We start from the raw sequence: 18143 nt of genomic DNA on the forward strand, positions 1-18143 counted from the left end.
GACCATCTGAATTCCTGAATGCCCTCCGTTGAATGCCAGGGTATTAAGGACAAAGACGGTTGACATTTGCAATTAATTCAAGACGTTGCGCCGTGTCACCAATGGAACCCAATTCATCATATTTCCTTTGCTTCTTTCAGGCACAGCCATGACACTCTCCGCTGCTGAAAAATGGGACACGATCCCGTTGGCGGCAACACGATGGATAAGTCCGTTGTCTTATCGAATGGCACGGAAATAAGGAGGTGACAATGAATCAACGCACTGGCGTGTCCAGGCGAAATCTGCTGAAGATGGGCGCCGCTGGCGGCCTCGGTGTCTGGGTGGCACCACTCTTCAGCCCCGCATACGCGGCGCTGTTCGAAAGCAAGATGCTCACGCCGATTGCTTTCAACAACGCAGACGGATCGGTCAAGTTCCGCGTCGACGGAACGGCCAAGGTCACGGGCGACAAGGTATTCGCCTTCGACATCCGATCGCGCGACATGCCGCACTGGCCTCAGACCCAATCGCACGCGCTGCTCTTGCGCGCCACCTTCGCGGACCGGGCGTTCACGGGCATCGACATCTCGGCGCTCGGCGACGACCTCAAGCCCGACCGCGTCGTCACCGCCGAGGATCTTGCCCGCGACAAGATCGCCTTCCCGGCCTTCTACGGCGACGACATGCTGCTGCCCACCGGCAAGACGCCGGCCTACCTGGGCCATGCGGTCGCACTGCTGATCTACAACGACTTCGTGCGCTTCCGCTACGCCAAGACCAAGCTGCGCTCGCTCGACAACAACAACGTGGTCAAGGGCGGCCCTGTCACCGGGCCGCTGGAGCGCGAGCCGTGGTCCGGCTTCCGCTACATCCGCGTCGGCGGCCGGACGGCCTATGAAGACGACAGCTTCTCCACGCTGAAGGACACGGTGCTGTTCCCGTCCTTCAAGAAGCGCCAGGCCAACTGGCCCGAGGCGCTGATGGGCGGCAAGGTCGGCGAGCAAGGCATGGCGCATGCCAAGGCCATCGCCGACGAGCTCGACAAACCCGGCGAAGACCTGCTCGTGATCAACCGCGAATACTTTTCGCAGTCCATCGATACCGCAGCGCTCGAGCCTGACAACGCCAACTGCTGGTACGACCCCGACAAGCAGGAGCTGCACATGGTCGTGCCCACGCAGGGCCCGGTCGAAGTCGTCGAGTCGATGACGCAGATGCTGGCCAAGGCCGCCTTCCCGGTGAAGAACCTGTTCCTGCACCCGTGCTACACGGTCGGCTACGGCTCCAAGGACCACTACAACTTCCCGTACTACGGCGCGATGGCCGCGTTCTATTCGCCGGGCAAGCCGGTGCGGCTGGCCAATGACCGCTTCGAGCAGTTCCAGACCTCGCTCAAGCGCCACAGCATCCGCATGCAGTACCGAATGGCGGTCGAGAAGAAGAGCGGCATGATCCGCTCGTTCAAGGGCGACTTCCAGCTCGACGGCGGCGGCCGCATGAACTTCACGCCGTCGGTCACGCTGGTGGCCGCCACCTCGGCGCAGAGCATCTACTACCTGCCCAAGAGCGACTTCACCGCCGTCGGCCTCGCCACGCGCGCCGTCGACTGCGGCTCGGCCCGCGGCTACGGCACCTTGCAGTCCATGGGCGCGACCGAGATGCTGGTCGATGAAGTGGCGGAGAAGCTGGGCCTCGACCCGGTCGAGTTCCGGCTGCGCAACGTGCTCAAGTCCGGCATGAAGAACAGCCAGGGCGCCATCCCCGGAGGTGCGATCCGCGCCGACGAGGTCATGCTCAAGCTGCAGAAGCACCCGCTCTGGACCAACCGCGCCAAGCGCAAGACCGAGTACGAGGCCGCCAACCCCGGCAAGCGCTACGGCGTCGGCTTCGGCTGCACGCAGAAGGACTTCGGAACGGGCGCCGAGTCCTGCTTCGTCAAGCTCGAGATCACGCCCGAAGGCCGCGTCGTGATGCGCCACAGCGGCGCCGAGATGGGCACCGGCATGCAGACCTCGCAAGCCGTGGTGGTGTCGCGCTGGTTCGGCCGCGCGGCAGACGAGATCGAGACCTCGGTCACCGAATGGTCCGACCTGCCGATGGTCACCAGCGGCGACCCATACCTGTCGAGCCAGGCCGACCAGGACAAGGCCGTGGTCAACCCGGCTTGGACGCCCAACTATTGCTCGCCGTCGAGCGCCAGCAACTCGGCCTTCTACTTCTCGCACGGCACGCGCGAGACGGCGCGGGTGATCTTCGAGCACGGCCTGTGGCCGGCGGCCATGTCGATCTGGGGCGCGGGCATCGGCGGTGGCCAGGCGGCGCCGCACGTCGTGCGCATCGATGACGCGCGCTGGGTCAACGGCAGCCTCACCTGTGCCGGCATGGAGCCTTTGACGCTCGCACGCCTGGCGCGGCGGGCGCATGAACTGGGTGTCGTGACCGGCGCGATCGGCCACACCTTCAACCGCTGGCAATGGGCCGAGGCCGACTTCGAAGTCGAAGGGCAGAACCACCGCCGTCCGCTCGACGGCCTGTCCGTGCGTTACGGCGACAACGCACCCGAAGCGAAACGCAAGACCGGCGCGACGGCGGGCGGCTACCACTTCATCACGCGCAAGAAGCTGTTCTACCCGCCGATCCAACGCAACAACGCTGGCGTGACCTACTACGCCGCGATCGCGACGATCGCCGAGGTCTCGATCGACAGGGCCACGGGCAAGGTCGACCTGATGAACCACCAGTCGGTGCTCGAATGCGGCAACCAGATCGTCAAGCAGTTGGTCTCCGGCCAGATCCAGGGCGGCATCGCCATGGGCATCGGGCATGCGCTGCATGAGTTCCTGCCGCAGTACGAGGACGGGCCCGGCAACGGCACGTGGAACTTCAACCGCTACCTGCTGCCGCGCGCAGCCGACGTGGCGGTGTGGACCCAGGGCGCCGAAGTCCTGCCAGCGCTGTCGGACACCGACCCGCCCAAGGGAATGGGCGAGGTGGTCATGATCTCCATCGTCCCGGCCATCGTCAACGCGGTGGCACATGCCACCGGTCATCGTTTCACGGAATTGCCGATCACGGCGGAAAAAATCAGGGGGGTGCTGCAATGAGCACGATGCCGGCGGTCAAACCGCTCAAGCTCACGATCAACGGCAAGGACGTCGGCCCGACGGACGTGCCCGATGGTCTGATGATGATCGACTACCTGCACGAGTACGCGGGCCTCACCGGTTCGCGCCTGGGCTGCGGCATCGGCGAATGCCGGGCCTGCGTGGTCATCGTCGACAAACCGGGTGGCGCCAGCGAGGAGGTGCGCACCTGCATCACCGGCGCGCACTTCTTCGCCGACAAGAAGGTCCGCACGGTCGAAGGCCATGCGCAGCGCAATGACAAGGGCGAGGTGGTCATGCTCTCGCCGGTGCAGCAGAAGTTCCTGGAGCACTACAGCTTCCAGTGCGGCTACTGCACGCCGGGTTTTGTCAACGGCGCGACGGTGCTGGTCGAACGACTCAAGCGTCAGCCGATCGCCAAGAGCAAGGTCGAGGCGGAGATCACGAAGTCGCTGAACACGCACCTGTGCCGCTGCACGGGCTACGTTCGCTACTACGAGGCGGTCAAGGACGTGATCCTGTCGACCCCCGGCCTGACCACGGAGGGCTGAGCATGCGCGCCCTCTTTCATCACCCCCTGACGCGGGTTGCGGCTGTGCTGGGCGTGGCCCTGGCCCTGAGCGCCTGCGGCGGACCGACCGGCGACGGCAAGCCGGTGAAGTCCAGCGCGGACGAGATCGCGCGCGGCAAGTACCTGGCCAAGGCGGCCGACTGCGCGGCCTGCCATACGGCGCCCGGCGGCGCACCCTTTGCGGGTGGCGCGGCGCTGGAGTCGGAATTCGGCAACCTCTACGGCACGAACATCACGCCGGATCCGCAGCATGGCATCGGCAAGTGGAGCAAGGACGACTTCTACAAGGCGGTGCATGACGGCACCTCGCCTGGTGGTCGGCAGCTCTATCCGGCGATGCCCTACGCGTCCTACCGCGCGATGCCGCGCGAGGACGTGGATGCGATCTATGCCTACCTGATGCAGCTGCCTGCGGTGGCGCAGCCGAGCAAGCCTGACGAGCTCCGTTTTCCGTACAACATGCGCTTCGGGATGTTCTTCTGGAAGACGCTGTTCCTGAAGGACGAGTTGCCGGTGGCGTCGCAGGGGCAGTCACCCGAGTGGGTGCGCGGTCGCTACGTGGCCAACGTGCTGGGCCATTGCGCCGAGTGCCATACGCCGCGTGGTGCGCTGGGGCAGCTGGACCTGGGCCTGCAGTGGCAGGGTGCGCAGATCGGGCGCTGGCTGGCGCCGGACATCACGCCCAAGGGGCTGGCCGAGCGCGGCTGGACGGAGAAGGACATCGGCACCTTCATGAAGACCGGTGTGGCGCCGCAAGGATCGGCCTGGGGCGAGATGCACACCGTGGTGGCGCTGAGCACGCAGCACTTGACCGAGGAAGACGGCAAGGCGATGGTGCGCTTCATGACGGGCGACAAGCCGCTGGAAGCGGTGCCTGCGAAGGAAGACGCGACGGCGGACCAGAAGCTGGGGCCGGGGCGGCAGACCTACCTGAACGTGTGCGCGGGCTGTCACGGCGTGAGCGGTGAAGGCAAGTCGCATGTGGCGGTGGCGATGGCTGGCAACTCGACGTTGCGCATCGGGGATCCGCGCAACCTGGTGGTGTCGGTGCTGGACGGGATCGAGGCTCAGCAGTTCACGGGGTATGAGCGCATGCAGGAGATGCCTGGGTTCGCCAATGAGCTGAGCGACCAAGAGATTGCGGATCTGAGCAACTACCTGCGGGTTCGCTTTGGTGGGCAGCCTGCGTCGGTGACGGCGGATGCGGTGTCGAAGATGCGGGCGAAGGGGCCTGTGGCCAAGCACTGATTTTCTTGCTTGCTCGATTGAACAGCCGGCCTTGCGGAGTGGATTCGCAAGGCCGGTTTTCTTTTGGGTCTGTTCTCGCTGCGGGGAGCGCCCGGGACGCGATGAGCCGCTTGGCGCCTTCGACTGTGCCGGTCGCTTCGCGACTGCCCTGCGCTGCTCACGTTTGGCCGGGTCTTGCAGAACTCGCCTTCGGCTCAGACAGCTGCAAGCCCTGATCCGCCAAACGCTGCGCTGCTCGGCGGCACAGAGGCGGCGCCAATCGGCTCATCGCATCCCGGGCTTTGGGTGATCGAACGGTCTTGGCGCTTCGACGGGGCAGACGCAGTGCAGGCTTGACATCGCCTTGCGTCGGCTTGTGCGCGAGGTCAACATTGACTCCCAGGTACAACGAATGCCGCACTTGATCCAGCCCACGCTCCAGACCCAAAGGCTCATTCTCAGACCCTTCATCCCGTCCGACGCTGAAGCCGTGCGCCAACTCGCCGGAGACCATCGCGTTGCCGAGCCGACCGCGAACATTCCTCATCCTTATCCGCACGACGCTGCTGACAACTGGATCGCTTCGCACACAGAGCTGCTCAATGCCATGACCGGTGTGACCTTTGCGGTCACATCGAAGGACGACGGGAGCCTGCTTGGTGCGGTCTCACTTTGCCGAATGTCCAGCGTGGACCAGCGCGCCGAACTTGGCTATTGGATCGGCTTTCCGCATTGGTCGCGCGGCATCTGTGCAGAGGCAGTGACGGCGCTGATCGACTTCGGCCATCGAGAGCTTCAGATCACGCGCGTGGTCGGCCTCTGCCTCGCCCGAAATCCTGGCTCCGCGCGCGTCTTGCAGAAGGTCGGATTCCAGGCGGAAGGTCGATGGATCAAGCACGTCAACCATCGCGGAACCTTTGAGGATCTGCTCGCATTCGGCTTGATCTTGTCGGGTCGCTGACAGCACTCACATCGGCCGATCGCGTCCGCACGGTCCGGGTAGAAGGCCAGGTGGGCCCTTGATGACCGATACGGCGTCAGAGGGCGCCTGGTAGGTCCAGGTCCAGACGGCGTGGGTCGCGCGCTCGCTGCCTGAGGGGATGCTGTAGTAGGCACAGTCACCCTTGCAAGTGCAGCAGGACGCGGCGAGCGAGTGCCCGGGACGACTTTGTTCTGCTCTTGAAGAAGTCCCCCTTGTGGTTGCTTGCAAAGGCGCCGCCGCGTCAAGGCGACAGCGCCTTTGCATCGTCAGCCTTGCGGCGGACGTTCGCCGACAAAGATCTCGACGCGGCGATTCTGTGCGCGGCCGGCATCGGTGCCGTTGTCGGCCACCGGCTCGCGTGAGCCGCGACCGTCGATGTTGAATGCGCTGGAACGCACACCGCGCGAGATCAGGTAGTCGCGCGTGCTGGCGGCCCGTTCCACCGACAGCGGGTTGTTGATGGCGTCGGTGCCGGCGCTGTCGGTGTGGCCGACGATCTTGACTTCGGCATTGGCGTTGTTGCGCAGGCCGGTGGCGAACTGGTCGAGCACGCCCGCGAGCGTGGGCTTGATCACGGCACGGCCGGTGTCAAAGGAGGCGTCGCTTGGAATGGCGAGCTTGAGTTCGTTGTTGGCGGTCTGCGTCACGGCGATGCCAGTGCCTCGGGTGGCTTGTTCCATTTCCTTCTTCTGGTTTTCCATCCGTTGGGACCAGAGGTAGCCGCCCAGCGCGCCGGCCGCCGCGCCGATGGCCGCGCCGCCGGCGATGGCCTGGCGATTGCCGCCCGTGGCGGAGCCGATGGCCGCACCGGCGAGCGCACCGATGCCGGCGCCGGTGCCGGTGGTCTTCTGCGTTTCGGTCATGCCGGCGCAGCCGGTCAGCAGGATGGCCAGGGCGCAGGTGCTGAGAACGAGTTTTTTCATGGTTTCCCTTTCTTGGAGAGTGGCGAGGAGGAGCGGACGATTATGGGTAACGGCCCCTGCGCGAATCGTTTCCGCATGTAAGGAAGGCATAGGAGAAAAAGTAGCGCAACAGCACGTGGCGCAGCCATTCATTGCTATGGAATTCATAGCAAATGGCCTGCCTTCCGACGGTGCAACAGCGCCTCCAACTACAACAAATCAATCACGTTTCGACGGTTTGCCTTCCCCGGGCCCTTCGTGCGCATCGTCGCCACGGTCGATCTCGCCGCCCTTGCGCCCCGAGAACATCGTCCACCAGACGATGAAGACGAGCACGGCGCCGGCAAGAAAGGCTTCAAGCAGAATCAGGCCCATGAAAAAAGGACTCCTGTGGCGGTTGGGCGGGCCCGCGATCGTAGTGGCAATGATGGCGGGCTGCTCGTTCGGCCCGCGCACGCCCGATGTTGCCGCGCCGCCCAGTGTGACGCCACCACCCCTGCCACCGCTCACTGGCTCGCTGGCGCATCCCAAGAGCCGCTGGGTGCCGGTTGCATGGACAGACCTGCCCGGCTTCGGTGACGACCCGCTGCACGAGGGCTGGGTGGCGCTGGTCTCGAACTGCACGCGGCCCAATGCCGCCATCGCGCCGCTGTGCCAGGACGTTCGCCGACTGGCCATCGCGGATGCGCAGACGCAGCGGCAATGGATCACCGAGCGCCTGCAGCCCTACCGCATCGAGTCGCTGAGCGGCCAGAGCGATGGCCAGCTCACCAGTTACTACGAGCCGGTGTACGACGCCTCGCGCCGGCCGAATGCGCAGTTCAGCGTGCCGTTGTATCGCGCGCCCGGCGACATTGCCGTGCGCAAGCCCTGGTACACGCGCCAGCAGATCGAGACCTTGCCGGAGGCGCAGGCTGCATTGCGCGGCCGAGAGATCGCCTTCCTGGCCGACCCGATCGACGCGATGATGCTGCATATCCAGGGTTCGGGGCGCCTGCGCCTCACCGAGGCCGACGGCTCGCAGCGCGTGGTGCGCGTGGCCTACGCTGCCACCAACGACCAGCCCTACAAGAGCATCCAGCAATGGCTGACCAATCAGGGCGTGCGCGCCGGCAAGTGGCCTGACGACACCAAGGACTGGGCCGCGGTGAACCCGCAACGCGTGCCGCAACTGCTGTGGAGCAACCCGCGCTATGTGTTCTTCCGCGAAGAAGAGCTGACTGAATTGGAGGCCTCGGCCGGTCCGCGTGGTGCACAGGGCGTGCCGCTCACGGCTGGCCGCTCGATCGCGGTCGACCGCGACAGCATCCCGTACGGGACGCCGGTCTGGCTCGCATCGAGTGGCCCGACCGCGCAGTTGCAGAAGTTGGTGGTCGCGCAGGACACCGGCAAGGCGATCACCGGCGCCGTGCGCGCCGACTACTTTGCAGGCACCGGGCCGGAGGCTGGCCGGCTGGCCGCCGGCATGAACCAGCCCTTGCGCCTCTGGGCGCTGTGGCCGAAGCCGCCGGCTCCCTGATCGGTCTCGAGTCGATGTGACCTTGCCCGATGCGGGAGCGCGGTCCGGCCTTGGCGCAGGAAGGTGTGAAGATTTCCTAGCGAGGGCGCCGATGTCGGGTCGGCGGCGCGGAACCGCACTTCAGTGCGGTGACAACGAAGTTGCGGCAGAGGCTGACAATTGCGCGAAGCGCTTGTCATGCCGGCGCCAACACAGCGGGCCCGAGATCGGTGGCCGCAGAAGAAAGATTCGCACCTTCTTCAAAGTCCGATCACGCCGCCATCGTCCTTCGTGATCATCACGGTAGCAGAGCGCGGCCGTGCGGTCGCGCCGCCCGGGCCGTAGGCCGCCGCGATGCCGGCGCCGTTGCCGGGCCAATGGCTTTCGTACTTGCTGGCGTCGGCAATGTCGGCAGCGGCGGTGTTCTCGCCGGGGTGCTGGATGTTGATGAACAGGGCCTTGCCATCGGGTGACTCGGCCAGGCCCGTCACTTCGGCGCCCTTCGGCGCGGTCAGGAAGCGCTTGAAGATGGTGTCGTTCATCTTCTTGCCGGCATAGGTCGTGACCGTCACCGGCGCGGTGCCGGCGGTGCCGGGCTTGCCGTTGGCCTGGTTCACCACGTCGACCTTGCCGCCGTCGCCGTACGTGCCGGGCACTGCTGCCAGCAGCATGCAGTTGGTGACGTCGTAGTAGGCGTTGTCGTCGGTCTCGATCCAGAGGATGCCGCTGGCGCGCGAGAACCAGCAGCCGTCGGGCTTGGAGAGGTCGTTGAAGTCCGACAGGCCCGACAGGTTGACGTTCTGCTGGTAGTTGGCGTCGTCCAGCCCGGCATCGGCCTTGGCCTGGCTGCCGAAGAGATAGATGTCCCAGTTGAAGGTGGTGGCCGAGGCGTCGTTGCCGGTCTCGCGGATGCGCATGACCTGGCCGTTGACGTCGCCCTTGTTGGCCTGCGCCGCCGCGTTCTGCGCGGTGATGCCCTTGTTGTCGAGCCAGTAGCGCGGGAAGGCCGGTTCCACGTCGGGGTTGGGGACGTTGTTGCTGCTGAGGGTGCCGACGTTGCCGCGGTCGGGGTTCTCGGTCATGGTGATGTAGATCTCGCCATTGAGCGGGTTGACTGCCGTCCATTCCGGGCGGTCGCACTTGGTGGCGCCAGCGGCGTCGGCGGCCAGGCGCGCGTTGACCAGCACGTCGGCCAGGTCGGCGAAGGCGTAGGCCGTGTTGCCCGACACGACGGTGTTGCTCAAGTCGAGTGGCAGCCAGGTGCCGGTGCCATCGGCGTTGAACCTTGCGGCGTAGAGCGTGCCGTCGTCAAGGTACTTGGCGCCGGTGGCGAGGCGGTCCGCCGGGTTGGCGTCGGCGGCGCTCCATGTGGCTTTCGAGACGTACTTGTAGACGTACTCGCTGCGCGAATCGTCACCCATGTAGAAGGCCAGCGGCTTGCCGACGACCGGGTTGCTGGGCCATGCGCCTTCGTGCGCGAAGCGGCCGAGTGCGGTGTGCTTGACGGGGGTCGATGTGGCGTCATACGGGTCGATCTCCACCACCCAGCCGAAGGTGTTGTGCGAGTTGCGGAAGTCGTCCGTGCCGTCGGTCGACGTGCCGGTCTTGCTGGCGTTCCAGCGCTGGTATTCGGTGTTGGTTGCATCCGCCGGCACCACGGTCGACCAGCGCTGGCCGCCGGTCACGTTCTGCCTCAGGCCGATGCGCTTGAAGGCGGTGAGTTCCTTGGCGGTGCGCACTGCGTCGTCGGTGGCGGAGCGGGTGAAGAAGCCGGCGAAGTTCTCCTCGCAGGTGAGGTAGGTGCCCCAGGGCGTGTAGCCGCTGGCGCAGTTGCCGATCATGCCGCGCGCGGCAGTGCCGTCCGGCGAGTAGAGGGTCTTGAGCAACGCGGAGCCCTTGGCCGGGCCGCCGAAGACCATCGGCGTGCGTGGCGTGATGCGGCGGTTGAAGGTGGTGTTCTTGACGACGGCGAGCTTGCCGTTGCTGCGTGCGAGTTCGACCACGGCGGCGCCGTGCGCTTCGACTTCCTTGAGGGCTTCGGCTTCGGGACGGGCGCCGGAAGAGGCATTGGTCTGGCCGTTCGGATGCATGAAGGCCACGGTGCCGTTGATGGCCTCGTGGTTGATGCACATCAGGGCGCGTTCGGTGGCCGACACGGAAGGCTTGCCGTCGGGCGTCAGGCCGAAGAAGTGCATGCCGTCATGCTGGTCGCCGCTGCGGCGGGCGAAGTCGGCGTCGGTGCCGTCGTTCCTGTAGTCGCCGACGGCCGGGTCGATCGAGTCGCCGGTCGCGTAGATCACGGTGGCGGTGTAGCCGGCCGGGACGACGACGGTGTCGGCGAGGCTCTTGCTGACGGCATTGAAGCCGAGGGTCGGGCCGGCAGGGGGTGCGGGGGTGGGGGTGGGGGTGGGGGTGGGGGTGGGGGCAGGCGCCGGTGCCGGCGCGGCTGCCACGAGGGGGAAGCCATTGCTGCCGCCACCACCGCAAGCACCCAGCGCCAGGGGTCCGATCGTGGCGGCTGCCAGGGCGCCGACGCCGCCGCGCAGCACATGGCGGCGGTGCATGCGCGTTGCGACGAGCTCATGCAGCGCGGTGTTGCTGCTGGGGTTGTTGTCGAGATCGTCGGGGTCGACGTACGGATGCGTTTCTGTGGGGTGTGTCATCGTGGGTTCAGGGCGGACGGAAACCTGAACTTAACGACCGTATGTGTAGGTTTCGTGGCACCCGCACAGGCCGCACCTGCGAGTGGATCGAGTCCGGATGGCAATGCCACGCCGACTCGCGAATGTTTTGGGTCATGATTCATTTCCTTCCACGAGACACACACCAATGACGACCCTTACCACCGGCTTGATCGGCCTCGGCGCCATGGGTGGCGGCATGGCGCAATCGCTGCGCCGCGCCGGCCATGCCCTCCATGTTTTCGACGTGCGGCCCGGCGTGGCCGAGGCCTTCGCGAAGGAGGGCGGCCATGCCTGCGCCACGCTGGCCGAACTGGGTGCGGGTTGTGACATCGTGGTGTCGGTGGTCGTCAATGCGGCGCAGACCGAGAGCGTGCTGTTCGGCGCGGACGGCAGCAGCGGCGTCGCGGCCAGCATGAAGCCCGGCAGCGTGTTCGTGATGTGCTCGACGGTCGATCCGAACGTGTCGATCGCCTTTGAGTCGCGGCTGGCCGAGAAAGGGTTGCTCTACATCGACGCGCCGATCTCCGGCGGTGCGGCCAAGGCGGCCAGCGGCGACATGACCATGATGACGGCGGCTACTCCCGAGGCCTATGCCAGGGCCGGCGCGGTGCTCGACGCCATGGCCGCCAAGGTCTACCGGCTCGGCGACAAGGCCGGCGCCGGCAGCAAGGTCAAGGTCATCAACCAGTTGCTGGCGGGCGTGCACATTGCCGCGGCCGCCGAGGCCATGGCGCTCGGCCTGCGCGAAGGCGTGGATGCGGCGGCGCTGTACGAGGTCATCACCCACAGCGCCGGCAACAGCTGGATGTTCGAGAACCGCATGGCCCACGTGCTCGCGGCCGACTACACGCCGCTGTCGGCCGTCGACATCTTCGTGAAGGACCTCGGCATCGTGCTCGACATGGCGCGCGCGACCAAGTTCCCGCTGCCGCTGTCGTCGACTGCGCACCAGATGTTCATGCAGGCCTCGACGGCAGGGTTTGCGAAGGAGGATGACAGCGCCGTCATCAAGATATTCCCCGGCATCGAGTTGCCGAAGAAGGCGTAGCGAAAGAGGAACAACCGCGGAACGGTCTTGCCGGGCCGCCGTGGGATCGCCGGCAGTGCGGGAACGCCACGCGCCGTGTCGCAGAGCCCGCCGACGAGCGCTATCTCTGCACGACGTAGCGCGTCACCACCGGCGGGTCTTCCCCCCGATGAAAAGCCAGCCGCCGCTCCCGCAACGCCAGGTCGGCCGCGGTGGCGCGGTTGAACCGACGCAGATGCTCCGTCCATGACTCGTCGACGATCTGCTCCACGTAGCGCTCGGGTTGCGAGATGTCGTGCAACAGCACCCAGTCGATCGCGCCTTCGCTCAAGCGCGTGCGGCGGGTCTGGTGCATCACGATGAGGAAGGCTGCCGCGCGCGCCGGGTCGATGATGTATTCGACGGTGATCACCACGCGGCCCTCGCCCGGCGCGGGGTGCGCGGGCGCCTTGCTCCAGCCGGGCTGGGCGGGGCTCACGTCGTCATCGGTGCCGTGGTCGCGCACCAGGCGCAGCGCAGTCAGCATCGCCAGCGTGCCGCTCACGGTCGCGATGCACAGGCTCACCTGCAAGGTCGACACCGTCGCGATCTGCCCCCACACCGCCGCGCCGAACGCGGTCGCGCCCATGATCGCCATCTGGTAGGTCGACATGCCGCGCGCGCGCACCCAGTCCGGCAGCGCGAGCTGCGCCGAGACCGAGAGCGAATTGGCCACCGTGATCCACGCCGCGCCGCCGAACATCATGGCCGGCACCGCCACCCACACGTTGGGCGCGAAGGCCATCACCGCGGTCGCGGCCGATTGCACCAGCGTGCCGATCAGCACGAGCTGGTCGCGCTCGTAACCCTGGCGCAGCCGCGGCAGGAACAGCACCGCGATGATCGCGCCCGCACCCATCGCCGCCAGCAGCAGCGTGAAGGTGCCGGCATCGCCGCCCTTCAGCCCGCGCGCCAGCAAGGGCAGCAGCGCGAGCAAGGCGGTCGAGTGCAGGAAGAAGATGGCGACCCGCGTCAGCACCGCGCGCATGCGCTGCGACTGCCAGACGAACTGCACGCCCACGCGCATCGCGCTGATGAGCTTCTCGCGGCCCAGCGGATTGGGCGTGTGCTCGCGCCGCCAGCGCAGCACGATGAAGCCCGAAGCCACCGACATCACCGCGTTCAGCACGAACACCCACAGGCTGCCCGCGCTCGCGATCAGCGCGCCCGCCACCAGCGGCCCGATGATGCGCGAGGCGTTCATCGCGATGCCGTTGAGCCCCAGCGCCGCCGGCAGGTGCGTGCGCGGCACCAACTCCGGCACGATCGCCGAGAACACCGGCCAGCGCAGCGCCAGCCCGATGCCGTTGGCAAAGGTCAGCGCCAGCAGCAGGGGCGCGCTCATCCAGCCCAGGGCGACGGCGACGCACAGCAGGATCGCCACGCCGGCCAGCCAGAACTGCGTGGCCACCAGCCAGCGACGCCGGTCGAGGATGTCCGCCAACGCGCCGCTCGGCAGCCCGAGCAGGAACACCGGCAGGGTCGAGGCGGACTGCACCAGCGCCACCCAGATCGGCGTGCTGGTCAGCGTGGTCATCATCCACGCCGCCGCCACGTCGTTCATCCACATGCAGATATTGGCGATGAGCCAGGTGCTCCACAGCATGCGGAACACGGGGAGCTTGAGCGGGGTCAGCGCGCCGATGCGCGGGGGCGTGGGGCGCAGCGGCTGGACCGAGGTCTCCTCGATGGATATGGGGGGCATGCGTTCTATTGTTATCCGGTCGACCGGGGGGTCGTGATTGCAAGGAAATCCTGGGCTCGGCCGCGCTCCACCCCATCGACCCATCCGGCGCCATGACGCCAGCAGCCAAGGCCCGCGAACAGGTCGATCGGGAGTTGGTTGCCGCCGTATGGCTGCGGCAGGACATGAAGCGCGTCAACCTCGGGGCCGACCTTGGCGTGCGCGTGCAAGAGTACCCCACCGACACGGGCCCTGCCGACCTCATTCTGTTCGTGGGCCGGCAAGGCGGTGGGCGCGACCTTCACCGCCTTCCGCTTGGTCCACCGCCTGCGCAAGTTGCTGGCGCGTGTTCCTTGCATAAATCCGCAAGCTCGGCGAGCAGTCACACCCGGAGTCAATGACCCTACTCACCGCCTCACGACGACGGATGCAACTTCACCGCGCTCTGTCGTGCAGACCCGGACATCCAACCTTCGCTCTGTTCCGTTTGTTGCAATTTTACAACGTCGAGTCAACTGCTTAGAAGTTTGTATTCACTCGCGTGGAGAGTGGCTAAAAAGTTCGTAATCCATCTTCCGCCTCAGATGAAAGGTGCGTTCCGGCAGACGAACGGCCACCACTTTCAACCCGCCGAAGTGACACTTTGTCACCAACAAACCATCGAAAGATTGCAAGGTGCCAGAGGTCCCATCACGCGTGCAATCCCGTGGCTTCACGCTGATCGAGGTCATGATCGCGGTGGCCATCGTCGCCATCCTTGCGGCAGTGGCCCTGCCTTCCTACAACGACTATGTGCGGCGGGGGCAACTCCCGGAGGCCTTCTCCAACCTGTCCGACTACCGGACGAAGATGGAGCAGTACTACCAGGACAACAAGAACTACGGCACCGCCGCGAAGTGCGCCACCGACGCGAGCGCCGCCACTTGGTCGGGGTTCGCGCCGAGCGGTGCGAAGTACTTCACCTACGGATGCGTCACAACCGACAGCCAGCAGGGCTACACGGTCACGGCAACGGGAAGTGGTGGCCGCGCCGTCGGGCACGTCTACGCGATTGACCACAACGGCAATCGCACGACAACGCGGTACCAGGGCACGGACCTGAACGCGTCGTGCTGGCTGACCAGCAGCACGACCTGTTGAGCGTAGGCCAGGCAGACCGATGCGGCAACGTGGCTTCACCCTGATCGAGCTGATGACCGGCATCACCGTGCTGGCCCTGATCCTCGTGTCGGTCATGCCCAGCGTGGCGAACTGGCTCGACAACACGCGCATCCGCAACGCGGCCGATTCCCTGCAGAACGGCCTGCAGACTGCGCGCGGCGAAGCGATACGGCGCAACCAGAACATGTCTTTCTGGCTGGTCGCGGGCAGCGACCCGACCGTCCTGAGCAACGATTGCACGCTTTCCAGCGCCAGCGCCTCCTGGGTGGTCAGCATCAATTCGCCGGTCGCCCATTGCGCGGACGAAGCTTCGACCGACTCGTCGCCCATGCTCGTCGTCGGCCGTGCTGCAGGCGGCGGTCAGGTGACGGTTTCAGCGGTGAAACAGGATGGCAGCGCTGCGACAACCGTCACCTTCGACGGCTTTGGCCGCATCACCAACACGGACCCGATCCGCACGATCGACCTGGGCGGCACCAGCACGCGCAACTTGCGGCTCATGATCTCGGCGGCCGGCTCGGTGCGTCTTTGCGATCCGTCGGTGTCCGACAACAACGATCCGCGCAAATGCATGTGATGACCCGCGCCATGCGTTGCTCTCCCAGGTCGATGGGGCCTGGCCATCGCGATTTGATCTTTCGCGGGTGGCGGGCTGAACGCGGGCCGGCCCTGGGGCCCAGAAGATCTTTCACGCGTGGCATCGCGCTCATCGAAGTGCTGGTCTCACTGCTGGTGTTCGCGTTCGGTGTGCTCGGGCTGGTCGGCCTGCAAAGCACAATGACCCGCGCCCAGACCGAATCGAAGTACCGCGCCGATGCGGCCAATCTCGCGACCGAGGCCATCGGCCGCATGTGGTCCGACCTGGGCATTGTTGCCAGCTACAACGGCGCCGACTGCGCCTCGATCGCACGCTGCAAGGAATGGCAGGACAAGGTCGGCACGAGCCTGCCGCAGGGCACCGGGGCGCTGGACCTGAATACCGGCACCGGCGACGTCACGATCACCGTCCGTTGGACCTCGCCTGGCGGCGAAACCCACAGGTACGTCACCGCCACCACGATCGCCAGGTCGGGCGGCTGAGATGAAAACCCACCCCCGAATGCGCCTGCGGCGTTCCCCCTCAAGGGGGCGCACCCAGCGGCCCGGCAAAGCCGGTTCCGCGGGTGCCCACGAACAGGCGTTCTCGCCTTGGTTTCATGCACCGCGGGTCACGCGATAACGTGGTGGAAAACTGAGATGCGCAGCGCGCTTTCCGAATACCCGCGCAGGCCCCGCCAGGCTGGCTTCACCCTGGTCGAACTGATGGTCGGCCTGGCGCTGGGCATGTTGACGGTGCTGGTCATCTCCCAGGTGTTGATGATGGCCGAAGGCAAGAAGCGCACGGTGTCGATGGGGAGCGATGCGCAAATCAACGGCGCCCTGTCGCTGTACACCCTGCAGCGCGAGATCCAGGCGGCGGGCTATGGCGCGTCGACGAACCCGGCCGCCCTGGGTTGCGTCATCAAGGGCAAATACACCAATCCGGACGCCAGCGCGTCACCATCGTCGACCGACATCAGCATGACCTTGGCGCCCATCGTCATCATCGACGGCGCCGAGGGCACGCCCGACCAGATCGTCCTGCTGCAGAGCCAGACCCCGCGCTTTTCCACGCCGATCCGGATCACGGAAACCCATGACAGGGCGCAGGAGTACTTTCGGGTCCAGTCGTCGCTGGGCGTTGCGCCCGGCGACTTGATGGTCGCCGTCCCGCAAATGCCGAGCGCCACCCACTGGTGCACCCTGTTCAGCGTGACGCACAACACCGCCAGCGCCAACACGATGCTGGGGCCGGACCGCATTCCGCATACGGCGGCGGGCAGCCCCGCCTGGAATCACAGCGAGATCTTCCCCACGGCCAACTATGAAGGCGTGCCGCTCACTGGCGGCGGGGCCAAGAGCTACCTGCTCAACCTGGGAACCCTCACGCAGCGCGTCTACTCGGTGAGCGCGGCCAACAACCTGCAGGTGACCACAACGACCTCGAAGTCGGTCGCCTCGGCGGCCACCGACGTGTACCCGCAGATCGTCAACCTGCAGGCGATGTATGGCAAGGACACCGATGCCAACGGCGCGATCGATCGATGGGACACCATCACGCCCGTCACGCAAGCCGACTGGACCCGCGTGCTCGCGATCCGCGTGGCCGTGGTCGCGCGGAGCAACCAGTACGAACGGGAGCTGGTGACCTCCGCCAGCAACAGTCCCCAATGGGATGTCGGGCTCAGCGAATCCGTCGCCGGCGTGACCACCGCGACCTGCGCTGGCAGCGCCAACAACTGCATCCCGATCAAGGTGGACTTCCTGCCTGACTGGCAGCACTACCGCTACAAGGTCTACGACACGGTGGTCCCCTTGCGCAACATGCTATGGAACTCCTGAGGTGAAGTCCCACCCCCGAAGCGCCTGCGGCGCCTCCCCCTCAAGGGGGCGCACCCCACGGCCCGGCAAAGCCGGCTCCGTGGGTGCCCACGAACGGGCAACGCTGCGCTCGTCCCGGTTCATGCGTCGCGGAATGCGCGCCAGCGTCACGGAAAACTGATGACAAGCCCGCGCTTCTTGCAACGGGCCCGGCGCCGCGCCGCGCAGCGCGGTGTCTCGCTGCTGTTTGCGATGCTGACACTGGCCGCACTGATGCTCACGGCCCTCGCATTGGTGCGATCGGTAGACACCAATACCTTGCTGCTCGGCAACATCGGCTTCAAGCAGGACGCCACCGCTGCCGCCGACCAGGCGACGCGCCAGGCCATCGCATGGCTGACCACCCACTCTGCGAGCCTGAACACCAACGCGTCGTCCGGCTACTACGCCAGCACCCTCGAACTGGCTTCCGATGGCGTCACGGTGAAGCCGCCCGTCGACGTCACGGGCCGGCAGCAGGCCAGCCTCAACCGACAGTTGATCGACTGGGACAACAACAACTGCCGATACGCCACCAGCGGCACCTACACCAGTTGCGAGCTCAAGAGCGCCAGCCTCAGCGACATCAACGGCAACCAGGCGAGCTACGTGATCTTCCGCCTCTGCTCGAAGCCCGGCGCCTTCCCTGCCGACACCACGATCAGCTGCGCCACGCCGCTCGCGAGCAGCGGTGGCGTCACCACGTCCAAGGAAGCGTGCGACTACGGCCGCTGCCCCATCACGGCCACCAGCGTGCAGCCGTACTACCGCGTCGTGGTGCGGGTCCTGGGTGCGCGCAACACCGCGAGCTTCACCGAGACCATCGTGCACTTCTGACCGCAG

General features: G+C 66.2%; 16 protein-coding genes. 11 read left to right on the forward strand and 5 right to left on the reverse strand.

Annotated features, from left to right (window positions below):
* Positions 1-251: 251 nt before the first annotated feature.
* From WKW82_RS00925 to WKW82_RS00940, 4 genes are all read left to right on the forward strand, one after another.
* Positions 252-3086 (forward strand): xanthine dehydrogenase family protein molybdopterin-binding subunit, encoded by a 2835-nt coding sequence (locus WKW82_RS00925; protein ID WP_340340375.1) that lies wholly within the window; start codon positions 252-254, stop codon positions 3084-3086.
* Positions 3083-3637 (forward strand): (2Fe-2S)-binding protein, encoded by a 555-nt coding sequence (locus WKW82_RS00930; protein ID WP_340340376.1) that lies wholly within the window; start codon positions 3083-3085, stop codon positions 3635-3637. The genes WKW82_RS00925 and WKW82_RS00930 overlap by 4 nt, the downstream gene beginning before the upstream one ends.
* Positions 3638-3639: 2 nt before the next feature.
* Positions 3640-4905, forward strand: coding sequence for a c-type cytochrome (locus WKW82_RS00935; RefSeq protein WP_340340377.1), 1266 nt, complete (start codon positions 3640-3642; stop codon positions 4903-4905).
* 391 nt (positions 4906-5296) lie between these two features.
* Complete coding sequence (locus WKW82_RS00940) at positions 5297-5845, forward strand: GNAT family N-acetyltransferase (protein ID WP_340340378.1); 549 nt, start codon at positions 5297-5299, stop codon at positions 5843-5845.
* A gap of 6 nt (positions 5846-5851) precedes the next feature.
* Here the strand turns inward: WKW82_RS00940 and WKW82_RS40580 are convergent, their stop codons facing one another.
* From WKW82_RS40580 to WKW82_RS00955, 3 genes are all read right to left on the reverse strand, one after another.
* Positions 5852-6130, reverse strand: a complete 279-nt coding sequence (locus WKW82_RS40580; RefSeq protein ID WP_422823386.1) for a DUF427 domain-containing protein — start codon at positions 6128-6130, stop codon at positions 5852-5854.
* Positions 6131-6132: 2 nt separating this feature from the next.
* Positions 6133-6789, reverse strand: a complete 657-nt coding sequence (locus WKW82_RS00950) for a YiaD family glycine zipper/OmpA-like lipoprotein (RefSeq protein ID WP_340340379.1) — start codon at positions 6787-6789, stop codon at positions 6133-6135.
* A gap of 198 nt (positions 6790-6987) precedes the next feature.
* Positions 6988-7143 (reverse strand): hypothetical protein, encoded by a 156-nt coding sequence (locus tag WKW82_RS00955; RefSeq protein ID WP_340340380.1) that lies wholly within the window; start codon positions 7141-7143, stop codon positions 6988-6990.
* Here WKW82_RS00955 and mltA point away from each other — a divergent pair.
* A complete protein-coding gene (gene mltA, locus WKW82_RS00960; RefSeq protein ID WP_340340381.1) occupies positions 7142-8287 on the forward strand; it encodes a murein transglycosylase A in 1146 nt (381 codons plus the stop codon). The genes WKW82_RS00955 and mltA overlap by 2 nt on opposite strands.
* Before the next feature lie 239 nt (positions 8288-8526).
* Here mltA and WKW82_RS00965 read toward each other — a convergent pair whose 3' ends face one another.
* Positions 8527-10929 (reverse strand): PhoX family protein, encoded by a 2403-nt coding sequence (locus WKW82_RS00965; RefSeq protein ID WP_340340382.1) that lies wholly within the window; start codon positions 10927-10929, stop codon positions 8527-8529.
* A 166-nt stretch (positions 10930-11095) separates the two neighbouring features.
* Between WKW82_RS00965 and ltnD the strand changes: the two genes are divergently transcribed.
* Positions 11096-11998, forward strand: a complete 903-nt coding sequence (gene ltnD, locus WKW82_RS00970) for an L-threonate dehydrogenase (RefSeq protein WP_340340383.1) — start codon at positions 11096-11098, stop codon at positions 11996-11998.
* A gap of 100 nt (positions 11999-12098) precedes the next feature.
* Here ltnD and WKW82_RS00975 read toward each other — a convergent pair whose 3' ends face one another.
* Entirely contained in the window at positions 12099-13721 is a 1623-nt protein-coding gene (locus WKW82_RS00975) for an MFS transporter (RefSeq protein WP_340340384.1), read from the reverse strand.
* A gap of 675 nt (positions 13722-14396) precedes the next feature.
* Here WKW82_RS00975 and WKW82_RS00980 point away from each other — a divergent pair.
* The 5 genes from WKW82_RS00980 (at position 14397) to WKW82_RS01000 (ending at position 18137) form a co-directional block, all read left to right on the forward strand.
* A complete protein-coding gene (locus tag WKW82_RS00980; RefSeq protein ID WP_340340385.1) occupies positions 14397-14840 on the forward strand; it encodes a type IV pilin protein in 444 nt (147 codons plus the stop codon).
* A gap of 19 nt (positions 14841-14859) precedes the next feature.
* Positions 14860-15438: a GspH/FimT family pseudopilin gene (locus tag WKW82_RS00985; RefSeq protein WP_340340386.1), complete on the forward strand. Its 579-nt coding sequence runs from the start codon at positions 14860-14862 to the stop codon at positions 15436-15438.
* 137 nt (positions 15439-15575) lie between these two features.
* Complete coding sequence (locus tag WKW82_RS00990; RefSeq protein ID WP_340340387.1) at positions 15576-15941, forward strand: type IV pilus modification PilV family protein; 366 nt, start codon at positions 15576-15578, stop codon at positions 15939-15941.
* 156 nt (positions 15942-16097) lie between these two features.
* On the forward strand, positions 16098-17282 hold the full coding sequence (locus tag WKW82_RS00995; RefSeq protein ID WP_340340388.1) for a PilW family protein: 1185 nt from the start codon (positions 16098-16100) through the stop codon (positions 17280-17282).
* A 159-nt stretch (positions 17283-17441) separates the two neighbouring features.
* On the forward strand, positions 17442-18137 hold the full coding sequence (locus tag WKW82_RS01000; protein WP_340340389.1) for a pilus assembly protein PilX: 696 nt from the start codon (positions 17442-17444) through the stop codon (positions 18135-18137).
* The last annotated feature ends 6 nt before the right edge of the window (positions 18138-18143 follow it).

The organism is Variovorax rhizosphaerae, from assembly GCF_037889975.1.
Lineage (GTDB): Bacteria > Pseudomonadota > Gammaproteobacteria > Burkholderiales > Burkholderiaceae_C > Variovorax > Variovorax rhizosphaerae.

Bases quoted from the DNA above. Each gene is read 5' to 3' on its own strand.
- WKW82_RS00965 (WP_340340382.1), bottom strand. From the start codon at position 10,929: ATGACACACCCCACAGAAACGCATCCGTACGTCGACCCCGACGATCTC.
- WKW82_RS00940 (WP_340340378.1), top strand. From the start codon at position 5,297: ATGCCGCACTTGATCCAGCCCACGCTCCAGACCCAAAGGCTCATTCTC.
- ltnD (WP_340340383.1), top strand. From the start codon at position 11,096: ATGACGACCCTTACCACCGGCTTGATCGGCCTCGGCGCCATGGGTGGC.
- WKW82_RS00925 (WP_340340375.1), top strand. From the start codon at position 252: ATGAATCAACGCACTGGCGTGTCCAGGCGAAATCTGCTGAAGATGGGC.
- WKW82_RS00935 (WP_340340377.1), top strand. From the start codon at position 3,640: ATGCGCGCCCTCTTTCATCACCCCCTGACGCGGGTTGCGGCTGTGCTG.
- WKW82_RS40580 (WP_422823386.1), bottom strand. From the start codon at position 6,130: ATGCAAAGGCGCTGTCGCCTTGACGCGGCGGCGCCTTTGCAAGCAACC.
- WKW82_RS00985 (WP_340340386.1), top strand. From the start codon at position 14,860: ATGCGGCAACGTGGCTTCACCCTGATCGAGCTGATGACCGGCATCACC.
- mltA (WP_340340381.1), top strand. From the start codon at position 7,142: ATGAAAAAAGGACTCCTGTGGCGGTTGGGCGGGCCCGCGATCGTAGTG.
- WKW82_RS00955 (WP_340340380.1), bottom strand. From the start codon at position 7,143: ATGGGCCTGATTCTGCTTGAAGCCTTTCTTGCCGGCGCCGTGCTCGTC.
- WKW82_RS00995 (WP_340340388.1), top strand. From the start codon at position 16,098: ATGCGCAGCGCGCTTTCCGAATACCCGCGCAGGCCCCGCCAGGCTGGC.
- WKW82_RS00975 (WP_340340384.1), bottom strand. From the start codon at position 13,721: ATGCCCCCCATATCCATCGAGGAGACCTCGGTCCAGCCGCTGCGCCCC.
- WKW82_RS00930 (WP_340340376.1), top strand. From the start codon at position 3,083: ATGAGCACGATGCCGGCGGTCAAACCGCTCAAGCTCACGATCAACGGC.
- WKW82_RS00950 (WP_340340379.1), bottom strand. From the start codon at position 6,789: ATGAAAAAACTCGTTCTCAGCACCTGCGCCCTGGCCATCCTGCTGACC.
- WKW82_RS01000 (WP_340340389.1), top strand. From the start codon at position 17,442: ATGACAAGCCCGCGCTTCTTGCAACGGGCCCGGCGCCGCGCCGCGCAG.